The sequence below is a fragment of the Mesorhizobium sp. Primo-A genome, from assembly GCF_003997175.1.
GTDB classification, from domain to species: domain Bacteria; phylum Pseudomonadota; class Alphaproteobacteria; order Rhizobiales; family Rhizobiaceae; genus Mesorhizobium; species Mesorhizobium ciceri.
On the sequence record NZ_RZTG01000002.1, the window covers coordinates 249,834 to 271,613 of the forward strand.

19 protein-coding genes are annotated in these 21,780 nt (G+C 61.6%); 9 read left to right on the forward strand and 10 right to left on the reverse strand.

Annotated elements, in window-relative coordinates; all coding sequences use genetic code 11:
* Positions 1 to 146: 146 nt before the first annotated feature.
* Both EOC83_RS03975 and EOC83_RS03980 read right to left on the reverse strand, forming a co-directional pair.
* Positions 147 to 1,676: an ABC transporter substrate-binding protein gene (locus EOC83_RS03975; RefSeq protein ID WP_027161803.1), complete on the reverse strand. Its 1,530-nt coding sequence runs from the start codon at positions 1,674 to 1,676 to the stop codon at positions 147 to 149.
* 110 nt (positions 1,677 to 1,786) lie between these two features.
* Positions 1,787 to 3,361, reverse strand: coding sequence for an NAD(P)/FAD-dependent oxidoreductase (locus EOC83_RS03980; protein WP_063169952.1), 1,575 nt, complete (start codon positions 3,359 to 3,361; stop codon positions 1,787 to 1,789).
* A gap of 119 nt (positions 3,362 to 3,480) precedes the next feature.
* On the opposite strand from EOC83_RS03980, the gene EOC83_RS03985 reads away from it, so the two are divergent.
* The 5 genes from EOC83_RS03985 to EOC83_RS04010 all read left to right on the forward strand — a co-directional run bounded on the left by EOC83_RS03985 (position 3,481) and on the right by EOC83_RS04010 (position 10,412).
* The gene (locus EOC83_RS03985; protein ID WP_063169953.1) at positions 3,481 to 4,272 is read left to right on the forward strand and encodes a cyclase family protein; all 792 of its coding nucleotides are present in this window, start codon (positions 3,481 to 3,483) and stop codon (positions 4,270 to 4,272) included.
* A 314-nt stretch (positions 4,273 to 4,586) separates the two neighbouring features.
* Positions 4,587 to 6,158 (forward strand): NAD(P)/FAD-dependent oxidoreductase, encoded by a 1,572-nt coding sequence (locus tag EOC83_RS03995; RefSeq protein WP_063169954.1) that lies wholly within the window; start codon positions 4,587 to 4,589, stop codon positions 6,156 to 6,158.
* Positions 6,158 to 6,640, forward strand: a complete 483-nt coding sequence (locus EOC83_RS04000; RefSeq protein WP_013527967.1) for a MarR family transcriptional regulator — start codon at positions 6,158 to 6,160, stop codon at positions 6,638 to 6,640. The genes EOC83_RS03995 and EOC83_RS04000 overlap by 1 nt, the downstream gene beginning before the upstream one ends.
* Positions 6,641 to 6,685: 45 nt before the next feature.
* Complete coding sequence (locus EOC83_RS04005) at positions 6,686 to 8,839, forward strand: indolepyruvate ferredoxin oxidoreductase subunit alpha (protein WP_063169955.1); 2,154 nt, start codon at positions 6,686 to 6,688, stop codon at positions 8,837 to 8,839.
* The gene (locus EOC83_RS04010) at positions 8,832 to 10,412 is read left to right on the forward strand and encodes an indolepyruvate oxidoreductase subunit beta family protein (protein WP_063169956.1); all 1,581 of its coding nucleotides are present in this window, start codon (positions 8,832 to 8,834) and stop codon (positions 10,410 to 10,412) included. The genes EOC83_RS04005 and EOC83_RS04010 overlap by 8 nt, the downstream gene beginning before the upstream one ends.
* 1 nt (position 10,413) lies before the next feature.
* Here EOC83_RS04010 and EOC83_RS04015 read toward each other — a convergent pair whose 3' ends face one another.
* The 8 genes from EOC83_RS04015 to EOC83_RS04050 all read right to left on the reverse strand — a co-directional run bounded on the left by EOC83_RS04015 (position 10,414) and on the right by EOC83_RS04050 (position 16,423).
* Entirely contained in the window at positions 10,414 to 12,150 is a 1,737-nt protein-coding gene (locus tag EOC83_RS04015) for a sulfatase-like hydrolase/transferase (RefSeq protein ID WP_244514259.1), read from the reverse strand.
* Positions 12,151 to 12,324: 174 nt separating this feature from the next.
* Positions 12,325 to 12,612 (reverse strand): hypothetical protein, encoded by a 288-nt coding sequence (locus tag EOC83_RS04020; RefSeq protein ID WP_013527963.1) that lies wholly within the window; start codon positions 12,610 to 12,612, stop codon positions 12,325 to 12,327.
* 111 nt (positions 12,613 to 12,723) lie between these two features.
* Entirely contained in the window at positions 12,724 to 13,179 is a 456-nt protein-coding gene (locus EOC83_RS04025) for a periplasmic heavy metal sensor (RefSeq protein ID WP_063169958.1), read from the reverse strand.
* Positions 13,176 to 13,628, reverse strand: a complete 453-nt coding sequence (locus tag EOC83_RS04030; protein WP_082826640.1) for a hypothetical protein — start codon at positions 13,626 to 13,628, stop codon at positions 13,176 to 13,178. Before EOC83_RS04030 ends, EOC83_RS04025 begins: the two co-directional genes overlap by 4 nt.
* 86 nt (positions 13,629 to 13,714) lie before the next feature.
* Entirely contained in the window at positions 13,715 to 14,257 is a 543-nt protein-coding gene (locus EOC83_RS04035; RefSeq protein ID WP_024503412.1) for an RNA polymerase sigma factor, read from the reverse strand.
* Positions 14,258 to 14,302: 45 nt separating this feature from the next.
* Positions 14,303 to 14,734: an acid-shock protein gene (locus EOC83_RS04040; RefSeq protein WP_024503413.1), complete on the reverse strand. Its 432-nt coding sequence runs from the start codon at positions 14,732 to 14,734 to the stop codon at positions 14,303 to 14,305.
* 151 nt (positions 14,735 to 14,885) lie between these two features.
* On the reverse strand, positions 14,886 to 15,074 hold the full coding sequence (locus tag EOC83_RS04045; protein ID WP_013527958.1) for a DUF2158 domain-containing protein: 189 nt from the start codon (positions 15,072 to 15,074) through the stop codon (positions 14,886 to 14,888).
* Positions 15,075 to 15,520: 446 nt separating this feature from the next.
* Complete coding sequence (locus EOC83_RS04050; protein ID WP_342030131.1) at positions 15,521 to 16,423, reverse strand: LysR substrate-binding domain-containing protein; 903 nt, start codon at positions 16,421 to 16,423, stop codon at positions 15,521 to 15,523.
* A 131-nt stretch (positions 16,424 to 16,554) separates the two neighbouring features.
* Here EOC83_RS04050 and EOC83_RS04060 point away from each other — a divergent pair, with 131 nt between their 5' ends.
* The 4 genes from EOC83_RS04060 (at position 16,555) to EOC83_RS04075 (ending at position 21,757) form a co-directional block, all read left to right on the forward strand.
* Positions 16,555 to 18,648: an FAD-dependent oxidoreductase gene (locus tag EOC83_RS04060; protein ID WP_245441299.1), complete on the forward strand. Its 2,094-nt coding sequence runs from the start codon at positions 16,555 to 16,557 to the stop codon at positions 18,646 to 18,648.
* Between the two features lie 11 nt (positions 18,649 to 18,659).
* A complete protein-coding gene (locus tag EOC83_RS04065; protein WP_164746276.1) occupies positions 18,660 to 19,649 on the forward strand; it encodes an ABC transporter substrate-binding protein in 990 nt (329 codons plus the stop codon).
* Between the two features lie 85 nt (positions 19,650 to 19,734).
* Positions 19,735 to 20,622, forward strand: a complete 888-nt coding sequence (locus EOC83_RS04070; protein ID WP_063170454.1) for a proline/glycine betaine ABC transporter permease — start codon at positions 19,735 to 19,737, stop codon at positions 20,620 to 20,622.
* The gene (locus EOC83_RS04075) at positions 20,615 to 21,757 is read left to right on the forward strand and encodes a glycine betaine/L-proline ABC transporter ATP-binding protein (protein WP_063169963.1); all 1,143 of its coding nucleotides are present in this window, start codon (positions 20,615 to 20,617) and stop codon (positions 21,755 to 21,757) included. Before EOC83_RS04070 ends, EOC83_RS04075 begins: the two co-directional genes overlap by 8 nt.
* The last annotated feature ends 23 nt before the right edge of the window (positions 21,758 to 21,780 follow it).

Genomic DNA, 21,780 nt, shown 5'->3' on the forward strand with positions numbered 1-21,780 from the left:
CCCCGAGGGGAGAAGAGGTCGCTGACGGCTGAGCCGGTCTCTTCTCCCCAGCGGGGAGAAGGTGGCCCGAAGGGCCGGATGAGGGGGCCTGCGCAAGTTGGGAGAAGGCATGCCGGCTTTGCGACAGCGCGCCTTTCTCGACTCTCTCAGGCCGGGGTCATCAGGGCCGGCAGCAGCGCGCCCGACACATGCTGAACCACATTGACGCCCTTGGCATGGACGATGGGCTGCGCATACTGCATCAGCGGCAGCACATAGGCCTGCTCGGCGATGTATTTGTCGACAGCCTTCCAGCCGGCGATGCGCTTGGCCTCGTCCTTCTCGCCCCACAGCGGGTTGATCATGTCGATCAAATCCTGGCTGTCCCACACCGAATGCGGGCTCGGGCCGTACATGGCAAAGCCGGTCGAGGTGGTCGGATCGCCGATGGCGTTGCCCCAGTTGTAGAAGGCGGCCGGCGCCAGCTTATCGGCGGCGCGCAGTTCGTAGTGCTTTGCGATCTCGTAGACCTCGATCGTCGCCTCGATGCCGACCTTGCGCCACATGCCGACGATCGCCTGGATCATCTCATAGTCCTTGGGCTTGAAGCCCTTGGTCGTCTGGATGGTGAACTTGACCGGCTTTTCCGGCGAATAGCCGGAGGCAGCCAGCAATTCCTTGGCCTTTTCCGGATTGTGCTCGACCTTGATCGACGCGTCGTAGGATGCGTATTCCGGCGTTTCCAGCGTATCGATCGGCTGTCCGTAGCCGCGCAGCAGGCGATCGACCAGCAGCTTCTTGTCGACGGCCATCACGGCGGCCTGACGGACGTTCTTGTCCAGCATCGCCTCGATGTCGTTGAAGAAGATCATGCCGATGTCGGAAACGTTCTTGCACGAGCCGGCCAGCCCGTCCTTGGCGATCAGCCGGTCATACTCCTCGTAGGGGATTTCGAGCGTCACTTGCGAGGAGCCGGATTCGATCTCGGCGACGCGGCTTGCCGCGTCGGCGACGAACTTGATCGTCACATTCTCGAAGGCCGGCTTGCCGCCCCAGTAGTTCGGGTTTGCCTTGAGCCGCAGGAAAGCGTTGCGCTCGAACTTTTCCACCATGTAGGGGCCGGTGCCGATCGGCGCCTTCTCGAAACCTTCGGCGCCGACCTTCTCGTAATAGGCCTTCGGCATGATGTAGCCGGTCAGGAACGACATCCATTTGAAATAGACCGGGTCGAACTGCACGACGTCGCCGGTGATCTTGTTGCCGTCGATCTTGAAGTTGTTGACGTTCTTCCAGACGAACTGGATCGGGTTGCCGGTCTTTTCGTCGCCTGCCCGCTGTAGCGACCAGACGACGTCCTCGGCCGTGAACGGCGAGCCGTCATGCCAGGTCACGCCTTCGCGCACCGTCATCATGATCTTCGTGCGGTCGTCGTTCCAGCCCCATTCGGTGAGCAGGCCCGGCGCGAAGGACAAATCGGGCTTCTGCGGGATGAACTGGTCGAATACCGACTGGTAAAGCCCCTGGATCGTCGGGTTGACGGCCGAGGGTCCGGTGGTCGGATCCCAGGATGGCAGGTTGACATTGTAGGCGATGGTCAGTTCGCCGGCAGCCGCCCTAGCGATCTGCGGCAGGCCGACGGCGGCCACCCCGAGTGCCGCGGCGCTGTATCCGAGCAATTCCCGTCTGTTGATTGTCATGGTCGTTCCCCTTGTTGGTTTTGTTTCTGCGCGGCGTCTTCAGGTCATTGGTTCAGGCTTCTTGGGCAGCAGCGCCTTGCCCCTCGTAGCCTCAAGGAAATCTCCGGCTCCTACCTCCCGCCAAGCTGTTGTGCGAGCATGAAGCCCGACGCCGCACCGGTGCCGGCGCCCGGCCATGTCGCGGCTCCAGTGAGGTGCAGATGCGCCACCGGCGTGTTCCAGCCGGCATAGTTGCGCGCCGGGCGGAATAAAAAGTTCTGCGCCAGATGATGGCTGCCGCAGACCTGGTCGCCACCGACGAGATTCGGGTTCTCACGCTCGAGGTCGATGGGCGAGAAGACGGCGCGGCCGAGAATCTTGTTGCGCAGGCCGGGCGCATAGGTCTCGATGATGTCGAGGACACGGTCTGCGTAGACCTCCTTCACCTTGTCCCAATGGTCCGGTGCGATCTTGCCGGCGGCATCGCCCAGGATTTCGGCCGGCAGCATGCGCACTTGCACCCACAGCACATGCTTTCCCTGAGGCGCCCGCGACGGGTCGATCGCCGTCGGCTGGCCGACCACCAGCACAGGCTCGTCCGGCAGCATGCCCGCCATGGCCTGCTGATAGGTGCGCGACATGGCGTCGAGCGACGGCGACAGATGCACATAGGCGAACTGCCGAAGCTCCGCTCCGGCACGCCAATCCGGCAAATCGTCCAGCGCCAGGTGGATCATCATCGTGCCTGGCGCATGGCGGAATTTCTGCATCGCCGTGTCGAAGCCGGCGTCGCCCGAACCATTGGGCAGCAGCTTGCCCGTCAGCGCCTTGGGCGCGACGCCGGCAATGACTGCCCTGGTGGCGGTATGCGTCTCGCCCGAAGCGAGCCGTACGCCGGTCGCCTTGCCGGCCGAAACGGTGATCTCGGCGACTTCGGCGCCGGTGACGATCTTGCCGCCGGCGGAGGTCGCCATGCCAGAGAGGGCACGGATGATGGTGTCGGCGCCGCCCTTGCCCAGCACCATGCCGAAACTCTGGTTGGCCATCGATTCCAGATAGGGGAAAACCGCACCGCCGGCGATATCCGGGGCGAAGTCGAGATGCATGCCCCAAGTGGCGAGCGTTGCCCTGATATGCGGCGACTCGAAAGTTTCCTCCAGCCAGGCGCGGGGTGAGGACAGCAGCAGCCGGCCCGTATCGAGCGCTCCGGACATGCCCTTCTTGCGCCACAGGTTCCACGCCGTGCCGGCAAGCGCGCGGGCACTCATCGGCGAACCCAGCAGCCGGAACAGGTGTTCGGCCTCCGCCGGGAAGGCGGCGACCAGCCTGCGCCATGTGGCGGCGTCGGCGGCTGAGAAGGCGGCGATGCGCGCGGCGGTCTTTTCCAGATCGTTGCTGACGCCGAACCAGCGCCCGTCAGGGAATGCGCTGGCGAAACAGTCGGCGACCGGGGCGAACTCCAGCCCCTGCGCTTTCAATTCATTTGCATATTTCCGGTGGAAGGCCGAGCCGGCGAAGAGGCTGAGATTCATCGCGCCGAAATCGTGGCGGAAGCCGGGAAGGGTGAATTCGCGCGTCTGGACGGCGCCGCCGATTGCCGCGCCGCGCTCGAAAACCCCTGTTTTCCAGCCTTTGAGCGCCAAATGCGCAGCGCATGCCAGACTGTTGTGGCCCGCCCCGACAAAGATGGCGTCGAACTCGCTCACGCCCCGTCCCCATTTCCTTTATGCTTAAAGATAATTGCAGATGCATATGTTTTCGTCTAGTAGGATATTAAGGGCCGAGACGAGCCTTGATCATCACACGAAAGAGGGAACTTCAAACCATGGACACGCAAAAACTCCTCGGCGAAGTCGCCGGCCAGCTTCTTTCAGGCGCCATCAAGGTGGTCGACCTGTCGGCGCCGCTCGGGCCGGACACGCCGTTGATCAAGCTGCCGCCGGAACTCGCCGTCGACACGCCGAAGGTCGAGATCCACAACATCTCCCGTTACGACAAGAACGGTCCGTGGTGGGCCTGGAACTGGCTGAAGCTCGGCGAACATTCGGGCACGCATTTCGACGCGCCGCAGCACTGGATCAGCGGCAAGGATTATCCGGACGGCGCCACCGACACCATTCCGGCGCAGAATTTCGTCGGCCCGGTCAATGTCATCGACTGTTCGAAGGAAGCCGCCGCCGACCCCGATTTCCTGCTCACCGTCGACCACATCAAGGCCTGGGAAGCCAAGCACGGTGCGATCAATGCCGGCGAATGGGTGGTGATGCGCACCGACTGGTACAAGCGCAACGGCTCGGAAGCCGAGTTCCTCAACGCCAACGAGACCGGTCCGCACACGCCCGGCCCGACGGCCGAAGCCATCCAGTTCCTGATCAGTAAGGACATCAAGGGCTGGGGCTCGGAGACGATCGGCACCGATGCCGGCAAGGCCGGTGGCATGGAGCCGCCATTCCCGGCGCACACGCTGATGCACAAGGCCAACCGCTACGGTCTCGCCAGCCTTTGCAACCTCGACCAGCTGCCGCCGAAGGGCGCCATCCTGATCGCGGCGCCGCTCAAGATCGAGCACGGCACCGGCAGCCCGATTCGCGCGCTGGCGCTGGTGTCGAAGCAATAAAGCGAGGTGGGTCTTCGGGAGAAGATCATGCGAGAAGGCGAAACCGGGTTGATGGCAGGTAGAGGGTGGCAGGCTTGTAGCGCTAGCGCCCTACGGCGCCCCCCTCTGTCCTGCCGGACATCTCCCCCTCAAGGGGGGAGATTGGCCTTCACAATGGTTTTCGCCAATCTGCGACGTTGCAGGATTGAGTGGGGCGCCGAAGCTGCCAATCTCCCCCCAAGAGGGGGAGATGGCCGGCAGGCCAGAGGGGGGCGCCGTAGAGCGCAATTCCACGCGATTGAACTCCACTGCCCGCAAGCAAAGAGCAACCGCCAATGACCGCCCCCGATCACATCATCGTCGGCAGCGGCATCAACGCGCTGGTCTGCGCGGCGATGCTCGGCGGCAAAGGGGCGCGTGTGCTCGTCCTGGAGCGCAACGACCGCATTGGCGGTTGCTTGCGCACCGAGGAGATCACCGCACCCGGCTTCATCCATGATGTGATGGCGACGACCTTCGTGCTGTTCATCACCTCGCCGGCCTTTGCGGCACTGGGCGCCGATCTCGCGCGCCACGGGCTGGAGTTCTGCCACACGGGCACGCCGACGGGCGTGCTGCGGCCGGATGGCAGCCATGCCGTGCTCAGCACCGACCGTGCCGCCAACATCGCCGCCCTCAACGCAATCGCGGCAGGCGACGGTGACCGGCACGCGGATGATGTCGGCGGCATCGAACGCAATGCCGGCCTGCTGTTCGGCTTGCTCGGCGGCAGCCTGTGGTCCTACCCGACAGCGAAGCTGCTTGCCGGTGATGGCTGGCGGCGTGGCCCGCGCGGCCTTGCCGCCTTCCTCGGCGAAGCTCTGGTGCCGGCGCGCGGCTGGCTCGAAAACACCTACCGGTCCGAAACCATCCGCGCGCTGTGGGCACCCTGGGTACTGCATGCCGGGCTTGGACCCGAGGACGCCTTCTCCGGCCAGATCGCCAAGGTGATCGCCTTCGCACTTGAGGCGGCCGGAGCACCGATCGTCAAGGGTGGGGCAAAAAACCTGCTGGCGGCCTTCGAGGCTTTGATTCGGGAACGCGGCGGCGATATCCGCACCGGCGCCGATGTCGCTTCGATCGTTCAAAACAATGGCCGGGCAACCGCCGTGCGGCTGGCCTCGGGCGAGACAATCAATGCCGACAAGAGCGTCATCTGCTCGGTTACGCCAACGCAGCTCTATGGCAGGCTGCTTGGCACGGATGCACCCAAAGCCGATGTCGAGGCGACGCAAAAGTACCGCTACGGCAAAGGCAATTTCCAGATCCACTACGCCTTGGACAAACCGCCCGCATGGCCGGGCGAAGGCTTGGATAAGGTGGCGTTGCTGCACCTCACGCCCGGCCTGGATGGCGTCTCGAAAGCTTGCAACGAGGCGGCGCGCGGCATGCTGCCGGAGGTGCCGACCATCTGCGTCGGCCAGCCGCACGCGCTCGACCCGTCGCGCTGCCCGGAGGGCAAGGCGATCCTGTGGCTGCAACTGCCAGAGGCGCCTCGCCACATCAAGGGCGACGCGGCCGGCAAGCTGCAGGCGCCGGCAGACGGGCAATGGACCGATGTGCTGCGCGAAGCCTATGCCGACCGCATTGAGGCGATCCTCGCCAGCCATATCGAAGGCTTCAAGGACAGCGTCATCGCGCGCCGCGCCTATTCGCCGGCCGATCTGGAGGCGATGAACATCAACCTGGTCGGCGGTGACCCCTATGGCGGTTCCTCGACCATCGACCAGTCTTTCCTGTGGCGGCCGTTCAAGACCAGCCGCAACCATCAGACCGGCATCAAGGGTCTCTACCATATCGGCGCCTCGACCCACCCGGGTGCGGGTCTCGGCGGCGGTTCCGGCTTTCTCCTGGCGGGGAGGCTGTGATGGAAGAGAAGGTCGCGGAAAAGCGCCAGCGCATTTCGACCCTGGGGCAGATCGGGCTGCAGCAATTCGCGCCCTATCTGATGAACCGCATCATGGGCCGCTACAACGCCACCTTGCGCGACGATTTCCGCAAGCAGGGCCTGACCATCCCGCAGGTCCGCACGCTCGCCGTGCTGTCGGTCACCGACGGTATCACCGTCAACGACCTCTCGGTCTATACGGTCATCGAGCAATCGACCTTGAGCCGGACCCTCGATACGCTGGAGGGCCAGGGTCTGGTGCGACGCGAGCAGGGTGTCACCGACAGCCGAATCCGCCATGTGTTCCTGACCGACGAGGGCCGCGCCGAGTTCACCCGCGCCTGGCCGGCCATGCACGACGCGTTCGAAGCGATGTTCGACGACATCGACGATGCCGAATATTCCGCGCTCATCGCCACGCTTTTGAAGATGCTGAAGAACATTCGCAAGCACGACATCTAGACCTACGCGCCGCCAGCGCTGGCGGTAACGGAAGGGAGAAAAAGAATGGCCGAACGGTCTTTTGCCAGGGAAGTCGAAAAACTCAGGCTCGGTGCCGGCGAGGAGTTTGCCGGCGAAGGCATTCTCGCCATCACCAAGGCGCTGCTGCAATGCGGCGTCGGCTATGTCGGCGGCTATCAGGGCGCGCCGATCAGTCACCTGATGGACGTGCTGGCCGACGCGCAGGACATTCTGGGCGAGCTCGGCGTGCATTTCGAAGCCAGCGCCTCGGAAGCCACTGCCACCGCCATGCTGGCGGCGTCAGTGCATTATCCCATTCGCGGTGCGGCGACCTTCAAGTCGACCGTCGGCACCAATGTTGCCTCCGACGCGCTGGCCAATCTCGCCTCCGGCGGCGTCACCGGCGGCGCGCTGATCATCGTCGGCGAAGACTATGGCGAGGGCTCCTCGATCATGCAGGAGCGCAGCCATGCCTTCGCCATGAAAAGCCAGGTGTGGCTGCTCGACCCGCGACCCAATCTGCCATCGATCGTCAAGGCGGTGGAGGATGGTTTCGAGCTGTCGGAGATTTCCAACACGCCGGTCATGCTGCAGGTGCGCATCCGCTGCTGCCACGTGCATGGCCATTTCATCGCCAAGGACAACAAGCGGCCGCCGATGACGGTCGCCGATGCCCTCGACGCGCCGCGCCGCGACACCGGCCGCATCGTGCTGCCGCCCGCCTCCTTCCTGCATGAGAAGGAGAAGGTGCAGAAACGCTGGCCGGCGGCGGTCGACTTCATCGCCAAGAACAAGATCAACGAGTTCTTCGGCTCGGACCATGGCTCGGTCGGCATCGTCATGCAGGGCGGCATGTACAATTCGGTCATCCGCGCGCTGCAGCGGCTCGGCCTTGCCGACACCTATGGCGACACCGACGTGCCGCTCTATGTGCTCAATGCCGTCTATCCCTTGATCGACGACGAGTTCCTGTCGTTCTGCGAGGGCAAGCAGTCGGTGCTGGTCGTCGAGGAAGGCCAGCCCAACTACATCGAACAGGCCTTTGCTTCGATGCTGCACAAGGCCGGTCGAGGCACCAGGCTGGTTGGCAAGGAGCATCTGCCGATGGCCGGCGAATATACCGGCCAGGTCATGCTCGACGGCATCGGCGCCTTCCTGCGCGCCGAGGCGCCGCATCTGCTGCCGGGCGAGGTGCGCGCGCCCAACAAGGTCGGCGACGGCGTTGATGCAGCCGACCTCATCAATGTCGTGCCGGGCCGTCCGCCGGGCTTCTGCATCGGCTGCCCGGAACGGCCGATCTTTGCCGCGACAAAACTGGTCGAGCAGGAGCTCGGCAAGCATCACATCGCCTCCGACATCGGCTGCCATCTGTTCTCGATCATGCCGCCTTTCGAGCTCGGCGCCACCACCATGGGCTACGGGCTGGGCCCGGCCTCCGCCTCGGCCTTCAATTCGCCTGATGCCAAGCGGCGGTCCATCTCCTTCGTCGGCGACGGCGGCTTCTGGCACAACGGCCTGACCTCCTCAATTGGCAACGCGGTGTTCAACAAGAACGACGGCGTCATCGTCATCGTCGATAATTTTTACTCGGCCGCCACCGGCGGCCAGGACATCCTCTCATCCCGCGCCGGCAACAAGACCAAGTCGACGAAGCATCCGATCACCGAGGCGGTCAAAGGCATGGGCGTCAAATGGCTGCGCCATGTCGACCGCACCTATGACGTGACCAAGATGCAGGACACGCTACGCGAGGCGCTGACGACGGAGGAGAAGGGGCCGAAAGTCATCGTCGCCTCGTCCGAATGCATGCTCAACCGCCAGCGCCGCGAAAAGCCGCTGGTCGACAAGGCGATCAAGGGCGGGACCCGTGTCGTGAAACCGAAGTTCGGCGTGGATGAGGACATCTGTACCGGTGACCATGCCTGCATGCGGCTGTCCGGCTGCCCATCGCTGTCGGTCAAGTCGCTCGACGATCTTTTGCGCGACGATCCGGTCGCGCATATCGACCAGAGTTGCGTCGGTTGCGGCAATTGCGGCGAGGTCGCCGATGCGGCGGTGCTCTGCCCGTCCTTCTATCGCGCCGACGTCGTCCACAATCCAAGCCGCTGGGATCGCTTCCTGGAAGCGGCGCGCCGCGCCACCATCAGCCTGTTGCAGCGTCGCCGCGAAAGCCGGCGCCTGACTTTCGCCGATGCTTGACGCCGTCCCCCCACTTCGCGCCCACGCCAGCGCTCAGGATGGTGAGCGTGTCATCAAGCTCGCCGTGCTGGCGGTCGGCGGCCAGGGCGGCGGCGTGCTCGCCGATTGGATTACCGATGTCGCCGAGCGCAACGGCTATGTCGCGCAGTCGACCTCGGTCGCCGGCGTCGCCCAGCGTACCGGCGCCACCATCTACTATGTCGAGATGGCCCGCGACACCGGCCGGCTGCCGGTCTTTGCGCTGTCGCCCTCGCAAGGCGACGTCGACATACTGATCGCGGCGGAGTTGATGGAAGCCGGCCGCGCCATCATTCGCGGCTTCGTCACGCCCGAGCGCACCACGCTGATCGCCTCCTCGCACCGCATCGCCGCCGTGTCGGAAAAGATCGAGCCGGGCGACGGCCGCGCCTCGTCGTCCAAGGTGCATGCAACGGCGGAGGCCGCATCGAAGCGCTTCATCGCCTTCGACATGGAGAAGATCGCCGCCGACAATGGCTCGATGATCTCGGCCAGCCTGCTTGGCGCGCTGGCGGGGTCGGACGCGCTGCCGTTCACGCGCGAAAGCTACGAGCAGGCGATCGGCGCGGGTGGTCGGGGCGTCAAGGCCAGCCTTGCTGCCTTCGGTGCCGCGTTTGATCGTGCGCGCGGCACGGCAGCACCGGCGCCTAGGCCGGCCGAGCCAGCGATCGTCGAATCTGCCCTGGGCGCCGGACAGGTGAGTGGCCCGCGAAACCTGCTGCAAGGCTGGCAGGCCTTGGCTGCCCGCATCGATCTGTTGCCGGTGGCCGTGCGCGATATGGCGCTTCGAGGCTTGAGAAAGGTCGTCGACTATCAGGACATCGCCTATGGGCGCGACTATCTCGACCGGTTGGACAAGGCCGTCGCGCTGGACGGGCCGATTCAGGGCTACGGCTTGTCCATCGCTGCCGCCAAGCATCTGGCCAACGCGCTGTGCTACGACGACATGATCCGCGTCGCCGATCTCAAGACACGTTCGACGCGCGACAAACGCGTGCGCCGCGAGGTCGGCGTCAAGGATGGCTCGATCCTGCAGGTGACCGAATATTTCCATCCGCGCATCGAGGAGTTCTGCGGCACGCTGCCGGCGGGTCTGGGCAGCTACATCGAAAACCGGCCGAAGCTCGCCGCCTTTCTCGATCGTCGCATCAATCATGGCCGCCGCATCCGCACCGACAGTTTTGCCGGCTTTGCCGCTCTGTGGTTCATCGGCGGCCTGCGTCGCTGGCGCCGCAGCCTGCTGCGCCACAAGGTCGAGGTCGCTCATCTCGATGGCTGGTACGCGCTGGCGCTCGACCATGTGCCCCAGGATTACGCACTGGCCGTCGAAATCCTCAACTGCCGCCGGCTGATCAAGGGCTACAGCGACACCCATGTCCGGGCGCAGTCGAAATTCGACCGGGTGCTGTCCGCGCTCGACATGGTCAAGGGCCGCACCGACGCCGCCGACTGGATCCGCCGCCTGCGCGAGATCGCGCTGAAGGACGAGAAGGGCGACATGCTGGACGGTGCGCTGAAGACCGTGGCGACGCTGGGGCCGGATACGATAGACTGATTTAACGGGCATCCACCGATTGGAGCGGCGCCAGCCCATGCAGCGGCACCGCTTCCGGGAACAGATGCAGCAGGCCTGTATCGACGCGCCGGCGCAGATGCGCATCGACCTCCGCACGATCCTGACAACCATGGAACCTGCCGCCGCAATGGTCGCGCAGGCGCACGAGATCGGCCATGACAGGCGACATCGGCAGGCCGGCGGCGTCGAGCAGGCTTGCGCTGAGGAAGCCGATGTCGAGCGGGGCCAGGTCAGGCATCGGATGGCGCAAAGGATGGTTGAAGGTGGTGAGCGTGTAGAAAGTGCGATAGGCAAGCGAGCCAGGGGTCGCCAAGGCGTCGTCCCCGGCGATCGCCTCGACGAACGGCTTGGTCGCCGACGACTGGTGATCGCCGAATTCGAGCACCACGGCGCCGCGTTCACCGGCATCCGCTTGCCTCTTGTCGAGGAAATCCTGGAAATCGCCGCGCGCTACCGCCATCCGGCGCAGATACTCATTGGCTTGGAAATCGCCCGAGAAAGGCTCGCCCTCGACCTTCAGCCCGGGCTCCATCCGCCCCTCATAGGGTGAGTGCGGAAACATGGTCTGGATTTCGAGGAACAGCGGCCGGCCGTCTTCCCTATGGTGCCTGGCGATGAATGCCTCGGCCGCCTGGTAATAAAAGTTGTCGCGCAGGTGATAGAAGGGCGCGGCGATGTCCTTGATGTCGAGCACGGTCTCGAAACCGATCGATTTCAGGAACGGCCCTTCATTGACGAACGAAAAGTCCATCGGCGTCATCACGACAGTCCGATATCCGCAGCGCGCCAGCACCTCCGGCAAGGCTCCGGCGACCTTGTCCTGCAGGGTGATGGTCAGATAGGGGCTTCGCCAGCCGAAATCGGTGGCCGACAGGCCGGTCATCAGCGACAGATTGGTGATCCAGGTGCCGCCGCCAAACGTCTCGACCTGCATCTGGTGCGGCGTGCCGGCCCCCGGTGCGAATCTCTGCAGGAATCCCGCGCCGTTGCCGACCTGCGGAAAATAGCCGGGATCGGACTGGCTTTCGCTGAGCACGAAAAAGACGTCGGGAAGATCAGCCCGGTCGCCGCAATCGACCGTGTCGGCAAAAGGCGGCTGCGGCGCCACGGCTTGCAGCCGCTTTTCGAAGCCCGATTCTACAACGAGGTTGTGCAAATCCAGCAGCGAGACGAAGAAGGCCGACATGTGCCGGCCCTGCATGTAGTAGAAATAGCGGTCCTTCGAGGCCTCGGCCGGAAAGGTCAGCGGCACCAGAACGACGAGCGCCGCCATGACCAGGACGCGTGCCGACACCGGCCAGCCGATTTTCCGATCGATCCGGAACAGAAGCACCGCCGCCCCGATGCCGAGCCCTAGGGCAATGACGACCGGCGCGATCAGATGGAGGTAGGAGCCGAGCAGGAAACGATACACTTCCGGGTCCCTCGACACGAAGACCGTGTCGTAGAAGTGCAGCGAAAATCCTTTCAGCCGGAACTTGATCGCCGAAACCACGGTGACGAAGGCAATGCCCATCCAGGCGAGGTAGACGGAAAAGGCAAGGCGCCCCGAAGCCAGGAACAGAAGTCCGGCAAGGGCAGCCACCAGCGCCAGCGAGAACGGCACCGACAGCCATTCGTGCTCGGCCCGTCCGGCGGCGAAGACGCCTGCAAGGCTGACCACGGCCAGCGTCAGCGGATGGCAGAGCACCCGTCCAAGACCTTGAAGCTGAACCACAGATTTTCCCACGAAGATGCCTGAGCACAGTTTCGGGAAATTCTTCGATTATTTGCGGGCTAAGAACAAATGTATAGTGGATTTAACCTTAACTCGGCTGGTCGGGATTGTCCGGTGCGCGCCAGCGCTCGCGCGGGGCCGCCCCGAAAGGTGCCTGGCCCCGCGGTGCTTTGATCAGTAATGGTGCCAGTGGCGCCAGTGATGATGCGGATGCCAGACGTAGGCCGGACCGTGCCAGTAGTGGTAGCGCGGGCGCACGACGACGACGCCGTTCGGCACGCAGCGGCCCCATCTGTTGGGGTGCCAGCCGATGCCGCAGCCCCAGCGGACATGCTCGACCAGTGCCGGGGTGGCTGGCTTCGCAACGGACACGATGGGCATTGCGCTGGAGGCGGAGGCTGTCGCGACAGTTCCACCGATGGCCAGGATAGCGGTTGCTGCATAGTTTTTCAGGCGACTCATAATTGGACTCCGAGTGCTTTCGACGATGAAGATGGCCGTCCTGTATGGTGCACAGGGCAGGCTTGTCCCTTCGCATCGTTAAACGGCGTCTCCGGTCTTTTCCGTCGGTCGTCATGGCGATTTTTTTGGCGTAACGGTGGCGCGGCGTTCCATATGGCGCAGCAACGCCTGTGCCAGCACGCTCCGGTTTTCAGGCGATGTGCTCGCCGCGAAGTCGACAATGGCCTGTTCAAGCCGGCTGCGCACCGTCACATCGGCATCGCGTGCCCGTTCCAGGGCGGCGGACAAGGCGGCCTTGTCCATGACAGGCTGCTGCAACAGGTCCGCTGCCTCCTGCCTCGCCTGCTGGCCATCGAGAATGATCTGACGGGACTGCACGCGAACCTGGCGCAGCGCCTCGCGGAACGCCTTGCGATCCTGGTCGGGAAGGTGTCGGCCGGCCGATTCCAGCGAGAAGCCCGATTTGGCATTTCTCAGCCAGACCGCGCCACCGACAAATGCGCTGGCCAGAAAGACGTTCAGCACCACGGAAGCAATGACCAGACCACGGACCCAGCGCGTACTCATAGGCTTTCCTCACCGTTCTCGGCATCCGGGCCGGCATCGCCAAACGCCGTCACATTGGCATCCAGCACAGTGTGGTCCGGCTGGACCTCGGGCGTGATGACGGTCACCAAAGCCAGTCCTGCCACGGCGCCGGCCAGGCCAATGCCTGCGAGTCCCAGCCCCAGCCACCAGAACCGCTGCCGCCGGCGTTGGACAAGGTGCCGGCCGGCGACCTGCAGGATACTGCCGTGCAGCGCTTTACCGGGGGCGTCGACGCGGTAGCTGTCGAGCAGCGCGTCAAGTGTCCCGGCCTGCCTCAAGATGGCCTCGCCCGCGTCGCTTGCGGCAAAGACCGTGCCGGCCATTCGCTCGGCCTCGGGCCATCGCCGCAAGTCGCCGCCATAGGCCTGCGCCAAGGCGGCAAAGCGCCTGGCATCCATTGCGGGTTCGTTCCTGGACCCTTCAGCCATGTGTCTCCCCCTTGCCCGTCGGCGCCGAGCGCCAGGCGGCACCAGCAAGGCGCAATGGCCGTGCTGCGTTGCTGCTTGCCCGGCGTTTACTCATCGGCGCCATCCTCCGCCAGGATCGCTTGCAGCGACCGCCGGCCGCGCGCGAGCAGGCTTTCCAGGGCATCGACGCTGATCTGCAGTGTCGCTGCCGCCTCGATATTGGACATCCCCTGATAGTAGACCAGAACGATCGCTTCGCGCTGGCGCGGCGCTATGGCTTGCAGCGCCCGTTCGACCCGATGGGCTTCTTCCTCGGAATGAGCATCGGGAAGCGGCGCAGGATCGGCGACGTCCGGCAGGTCGCCGGTCACCCACTCGCGCCTGCGACGCAGCCGGTCGTAGCAAAGGTTGAGCGTCACCCGGTGGATCCAGCTGTCGAAGCGCGCATTGCCGCGCCGCCAGCTCGCGGCATGGCGCCAGATCCGCACGAAGGTTTCCTGCGCGACATCCTCGGCCTCCGCCGCATCGCCGAGCATGCGCACGGCAAGCGCCAGGATACGCGGCAGCTTGCGCGCGACGAGCGTTTGCACGGCTGCCGGCTCGCCGGCGCCGACACGGCGAACCAGCTCCTCGTCCGGATCCGCAGCCATCAGTCGGCGCACTCCCGATGTTCATCGCGCGTCATTGCCTCTTGGTCATTGCTCTTGCTTGGGAGCGGTTTTGTGGCCCGGCAGTTCGTCGGCTGTCAGAATGCCATCGGCATTCTTGTCCAGCCGGGCGAAGCGCTTGGCGAAAAACGCATCGAGTTCGGCGCGATCGATGAAGCCGTCATGGTTGGAATCGATCCGCGCGAAGGATCTGGCGGCGTCGCCCTTGACGTTGCGCTTCGCCTGAAAGGCCTCCCATTCCAGCAGGCTGATCTTGCCGTCGCCATCCGTGTCGGCCGCCATGATCGCCTTTTCGCGCCGCTTCTGGAATTTGGCCAGCGTGATGTCGGACCTGCTCCCCGACGCGCCTGGCGCGGCAAGTGGCGCGGCGGTCTGCGGTGCAGGCGGGGTCGTTGCCTGGGCAAGAGCCGCAACGGTCTGCAAACTCAAGGCAACGACTAATATCGAACGGCTGATCATGTTGTGCGTCTCCAGCTTGGCGCGACGCAGACGGCTTGTGCCGTCATCGCGCTTCAACCGTTAAACGCCGCGACCCGGAAAATCCGTCGGTCGCGCGTGCTGATCCGTTCGTGCTCGGGTGCGCATCCCGTCGATCGGGATGGAAGGAGCTCTAGTCCGACTGGTCGGCCGCAATCAGTTGTTCGGGCTTGAACCCGGCATGCTGCGGGGTCCACACCTCGCCCTCGCGATTGAACCAGTGGCACAGATACATGCCCGAGGCTGCGCCATCGCTGACCGTCATCCTGGGGCCTCCGGATTTCAGCTTGACCACGTCTCCGGTCTTGAAATTGTTGGGCATTTTTTGACCTCCCATGCTGAGGCCATGAGTTTCACACCAAACCGGGGTCTCGACAATGGCAGATCTGCCAGGCCGGCGCCGCAATCCTTTGCACCAGATGCGAAGGGGTAGACGACGAAAAGGAGGGGGGATGGTGCGCTTGCGGGCAGCCAATTGCCGGCTCAAGCCATTAGAATCAAAATCGTTTTCGATGCCAAGCGGGTCGCAACGAGTTCCCTAGAGATCGTCCCGTAACGTCCTTGCCCGCGCCTTGAGTCGGCATGGGATCGGCCATCCCAGTGAGGGCGCGTCGTCCATGAACTCAACTGGAAAGCTGGCCAGTTACGAATCAGTATAAATCCGCGATGTACAAGAACACTACTGTGTGCGGCCTTCAGCGGGTAACGGCGCTGTTACACACGAAAAAATCCTTGCATGGTTTCCATAAGCGCCCGACGGCGACGGGACTAGATGCGCATTTTGTCGCGTATCCAGTTCCTAAAGATCTTGCTGGCACGATTTGGAGCATTCGCTGGAGCTTCAACAATGTAGTAGCCATTGCCGGTCGTGAAGGCGAGGTCAAAAGGGCGTACGAGACTCCCATTTGACAGCTTCTCCTCAACAAGGCGTGTCCATCCCAACGCCAACCCTTGCCCTTCGAGGGTGGCCCGCAGCAGATTGTCGTAATTTTGAAACCAGATTCCTTGCTGAGGGCGTAAAGAAGTTAGCTTCGCGAATTCAAGCCACTTGTCCCAATTCTCCCATTCGTGAGCCCGCCCATCTAGATGCAGCAGCGTCACGTTTTGAAACTTGCGGAAGTTTTCGGCGCCGACAGAATTTACATATCCTGGGCTGCAAATCGGAAAAAACTCCTCACTAAACACTTTCTCGGACTTCAATTTATTCCAGTCACCGCGACCATATCTAATCGAAATGTCTATCCCGAATTTGCTCATATCCAAGCATTCATCGGTTTCAACCAGTTTTATATTGATCCCGGGATTGCGAATTCGAAAATCAGCCAACCTCGGCATCAGCCAGCAACTTCCAAATGCAACGGTTGTACTAACTGTTACATTTGCCGGAATGTCAGCGACTTTCTCGTTAAACTCCCTTGAGATCAGCCATAAGCTTTCTGAAACTGTATTGTGAAATTGGCGCCCATATTCTGTAAGTGCCACGCCTCGTTGCCCCCGCTCGAACAATTTGGCGCCAAGCCTGGATTCCAGGAGCCTGACCTGCATGCTTACCGCTTCCCTGGTGACATTCAACTCATGAGCCGCAGCGGTAAAATTCATGTGGCTTCCCGCCGCTTCGAACGCGACCAGACTGTGTAGTGGCGGCAATCTCAAAGGCGGACGAGACGTCAATCTGATTTACCTCAGGCGTGATCGATCTTACGCTGACTATCCGAAAAGCACCCCGTAATCATAGTCCCAGCCATAATACGCTGAGGAAGCCAAGAGTGCCATCTCACGATAGCCATCGACAAAAGGACCCGTTGCTCGATTCATTCCAGCTCAGGTCTCTGCAACTTCGAAACAGGATTATGAGCACCGCTCATGCGCCGGCTTATGTAGAGAACGGTTGGCCTACGGAGCGCTACCGGCTCTATCATGAGGAGAAGGCCAAGGGAGGGCTTGCTCTAACGGTGGTGGGGGGATCGACCAACGTTTCGTCGGACAGCCCGTCCGCGTTTGGGCAACTTTATGCCGGCGATGACAGCATCCTGCCTTGGTTTGAACTGCTTACCGGGGGCGTTCATTCCCATGGCGCCGCGATTATGTGTCAGCTGACACATATGGGGAGGCGTACATCCAGCGACGTAGGGGAATGGCTGCCAGTAATAGGACCATCTAACACGCGAGAACGGGCGCACCGAGCCTATCCAAAGAGTATGGAAAGGGCTGATATAGTACGCGTCACCAAGGACTTTGCGGCCGCGGCGGCACGATGCAAAAAGGGCGGTTTTGACGGAATCGAAATCCTGTCGCACTCGCACTTGCTGGGACAATTCCTATCCCCTCTGATCAATTTCAGACAGGACGATTATGGCGGCTCCCTGGAGAACCGGCTTCGACTCACCTTCGACGTCCTGAACGGCGTCCGCGATGCTGTGGGTGACGAGTTCATCATAGGACTGAGGATCACCGGTAACGATTTCCTCAAAGGTGGGCTCAGCCGCGAGGACTGCATCGAGATCGCCCAGCGGCTTGAGCAGTGCGGCCTGGTCGACTTCCTCAACGTGCTTGCGGGAGCGCCATACGACGATCTGGGCTTGGCTCAATGGATGCCTCCTATGGGCACTCCCGCAGCCCGTTTCCTTGGAGTTGCCAAAGACATACGTGAGGCCGTTTCACTACCTATATTCTATGCAGGAGGCATTGCCGATATCGCAACTGCTCGCCATGCCCTGCGCGACGGCATTGTCGATATGGTGGGAATGACCAGGGCTCACATCGCCGATCCCTACCTGGTCTCAAAGCTGCAAACCGGGCAGGAAGATCGTATCCGCACCTGCGTCGGAATGAACTACTGCGCAGACCGGGTTAATCAAGGCAAAGACGCTTTATGCGGCCAGAATGCCGCGACCGGTCGCGAGCGTTTCTTCCCGCATCGCTTTCGCCGCCATGAAATAGCGGGTTTGCGCGCTGTCGTTGTTGGTGGAGGCCCAGGAGGACTGGAGGCGTCCCGTGTTCTCGCCGAGCGGGGTTACAGGGTGACCCTGTTCGAAGCGTCCAACCAGCTGGGTGGACAGATTAACATGGCGGCCGGAGGTTCCACCAGGCGCCAGATGCGCGGGATCATCGATTGGCTGGTCAATGAACTCGAGCATCTCGGCGTTGATGTTCGCTACAACATGCTGGCGGAAGCCGAGGACATCCTGCGTGAGAAACCTGTGTTGGTGGTGATCGCGACAGGCGCACTGCCGCGCTCGCTGAACATTGGCGGCGCGCATCTTGCCCGGCCGATTTGGGACGTGTTCACCGGACAGCCTCCTGTTGGAGAGGTCATCATTTTCGACGATCGAGGCGACCATCACTCGCTGGTGGCGGCGGAGGTAGCAACCCAATCCGGTGCTTGCGTCACTCTCTTAACGCCGGATCGCACACCTCTTCATAATCTCGGGCCGACGAACTACGGCGTCGGCATGCGCAACCTGTATCAGCGCGGGGTGAACTTCCTCACCGACCGTGAGATCGTTGCCTTGAGCCCTGACGGCAACCGTTTGACCGTCACCGTGCGAAACGTCCTCACCGACCTGGAAGAAAAATTCCAGGCCGATCATGTCTTCTATGAAGTCGGGACGGAAGAAAACGCTGAATTGTACTTCGATCTTCAAAGTCATTCAGTCAACAACGGCCAAATAGAAGTAGCATCTCTATTGGACGGCAAAGCCGAGTACCGAACGGTGAACCCGGCCGGTGATTTCGTGTTGTTCCGGATTGGTGACGCGGTCTCTTCGAGGAACATCCATGCTGCGCTCTTTGATGCGTTGCGTGTCTGTTCCGTCATCACGGTCGCCGGACAGACCGGCTCCGATCAAGCGCGCTACTCAGTAACACATAGGCAAATGAAAGGGGAAACGACGTGAAAAATCTCCCACTGGCGGCGGCATGCCTGACAATTCTTGTACTGGAGTCACTCCCTGCGAATGCTGCATCAAGCTGCGGTGAGCTGACAATCTCCAGCATGAATTGGCAGAGCGCTGAAGTGCTGGCAAGCCTGGACAAGTTCATTCTTAAAGCTGGGTTCGGATGTGATGCGGAAATTCTCGAAGGGGACACCGTGCCGACGGTCACCTCCATGATCGAAAAGGGAAAGCCCGATGTTGCTCCCGAGATCTGGGTCGATCTGCTGCCAGATGTTGTCGCTACCGGCATCAAGCTAGGCAAGCTTGTTGAAACTGGCGCGGCCCTCAAAGATGGTGGCGTCAACGGGTGGTGGATTCCAAAGTATGTGTCCGAAGCACATCCGGATATCAAAACCATTGCGGATGCGCTCAAACATCCGGAGCTCTTTCCAGCACCTGAAGATTCATCGAAAGGGGCGGTCTTCAATGGGCCTCAGGGCTGGGGCGCGACGGTTGTTACAACGCAGCTCTTCAAAGCCTACGGCGCTGAAAAAGCCGGCTTCACCTTGATCGACACCGGATCGGCAGCCGGCTTGGATGGATCGATAGCAAAGTCATATGAGCGCCACCAAGGCTGGCTCGGATTCTATTGGGCTCCGACGTCGATTCTGGGAAAGTATGAAATGGTGAAGCTCGACTTCGGGGTTCCTTACAATCAGGCTGAATGGAAGCGTTGCAATACAGTGGCGGATTGTGCCGATCCAAAGCCAAACGTTTGGCCGCAAGATCGAGTAAAGACGATCGTCACGAAAGGCTTTTCGGATCGTACTGATCCCGCAGTGATGGAGTACCTGCAAACCCGGTCGTGGTCCAACGATACGGTGAACGGTCTCTTGACCTGGATGACCGACAACCAGGCCACTGGTGACGATGCGGCAAGGTATTTCCTCAAGACACGCGAGGATATCTGGGCCAAGTGGGTCCCGGTCGGCGTCGCCGGAAAAATCAAAGCGGCACTTTAATCAACGTGTCGCGGTGGTGGCCTTTAGAGCGGCCATCATTGCGACCGCCATTGCCCTCACTGGGCTGACCGACCGAGAATTCCTCATGGATTGGCTGACAAATTTTCCCCATCTCAATGACGAGGCCTTGCGGCTTGTCAAAAAGGGGCTGGATGACGCTTTTCGAACCTTCACCCGAACATACGGCGATTCAATTGAGGGCGTTTTCGCGCCGTTGCAGTACCTTCTGATCAAGTGCGAGCACTTTCTAACCGACACGCCCTGGCCGCTGATCATTTCGCTGGCGGCTGGGCTGGCATGGCTTGCATCCCGAAACTTGACAACCGTGGCTGGAACCGTCGTCACCCTCGTTGCAATCGGGTTCCTGAGCATGTGGGACGATACGATGAAGACGGTGTCCATGATCCTTGTCTCGACGATCATAGCCATCGTGCTCGGTGCGCCGGTTGGAATTGCGATGTCGAGATCGGAGCGCATCCAGAGGGTCATCAATCCGGTACTCGATGTCATGCAAACCATGCCAAGCTTCGTTTATCTGATCCCGGTGGTGATGCTGCTGGGAATCGGCAAGGTTCCTGGTGTGATAGCCGTCGTAATCTATGCGATCCCTCCCATGATCAGGCTGACAAATCTGGGCATCCGCCTCGTGGACAAGGATGTATTAGAGGCGGCCGATGCCTTCGGTTCGTCCAATTGGCAAAAGCTGCGAGACGTCCAGATTCCCCTGGCGCTGCCGACCATCATGGCTGGCGTCAATCAGACCATCATGATGGCACTAGCCATGGTCGTCATTGCCTCGATGATCGGGGTGCAGGGTTTGGGTCAACCGGTCCTCAAAGCGATCAACAATCAGTATTTCACGCTGGGTTTGTTCAATGGACTAGCCATTGTTGGTATCGCCATCATTTTTGACCGTATCAGCCAAGCTTATGGCAAGCGGCTGCAGCGACACCTGGAGTTGATGCATGCCTGATCGTGAAGAAAAACAAGTCGGAATCGTTATCTCACATCTGTTCAAGATCTTCGGAGCCAATGCCAACAACCACCTGAATGCATTGGCGAGAGGGATGACGAAAGATGAGTTGAACGAACGCCACGGGCTTGTCCTTGGACTGAACGACGTTAGCATCAATATGGCTGCTGGTCAGGTCCACGTCATAATGGGCCTTTCGGGATCCGGGAAATCCACCTTGATACGGCACATCAACCGGCTGGTTGAGCCGACGGCTGGCCAGATCATCGTTGGCGGCCAGGACGTTCTCAAATTGGATGAGCATGCTTTGCGGGCCTTTCGTCGCAACACCACGGCGATGGTGTTTCAAAAATTTGCTTTGCTTCCGCATCGCAACGTTCTGGAGAACACCCTGTACGGCCTGGAGATCCAAGGCGGCGATCGCTATAGGCATCGTGAAAAGGCGATGCGCTGGATTTCACGCGTTGGGTTGAACGGATTTGAAGACCGGTATCCGAACCAGCTTTCGGGCGGCATGCAGCAACGTGTCGGGTTGGCTCGGGCTTTGGCAAGCGACTCGCCAATCCTGCTGATGGACGAGGCGTTTTCTGCCCTCGATCCCCTCATTCGGTCAGACATGCAGGAGATGCTGCGGAATATTCAGCAGGAGGTGAAAAAAACGATCGTGTTCATCACGCACGATCTTGATGAGGCGTTGAGACTGGGAGACCAGATTGCCATCCTTCGCAACGGCGAGGTGGTTCAACAAGGTTCGAGCCAGGACATCGTTCTTCGGCCGGCAGATGACTACGTGGCCTCGTTTGTAAAGGACGTCAACAGAGGACGTATAATACGAGTTGACGCGATTATGACGCCGTCAAATCCGGCGAGCGCTTTGCCGAAATCTCTTCTCTCAGCTGACACCACCCTGAATGCGGCTGCAAAGCTGATGTGCCAGCATGGCGGGCACGAGAGCGTCGTCGTCGACGGACACGGCAAACCGTTGGGTCGAGTGACAAAGGACCAGATCATGGCGGCCATGATTGGATACGGCGGACTGTGGGGTAGCGAAAACGGTGGGGGCACCATTTCATTTCGACCGGTGTTGTACTCTGCCAATCAGCCGGCGAATCCAGGGAACCGCGCAGAACGATAGGCTATGTCGCTCGGGATCGTTCC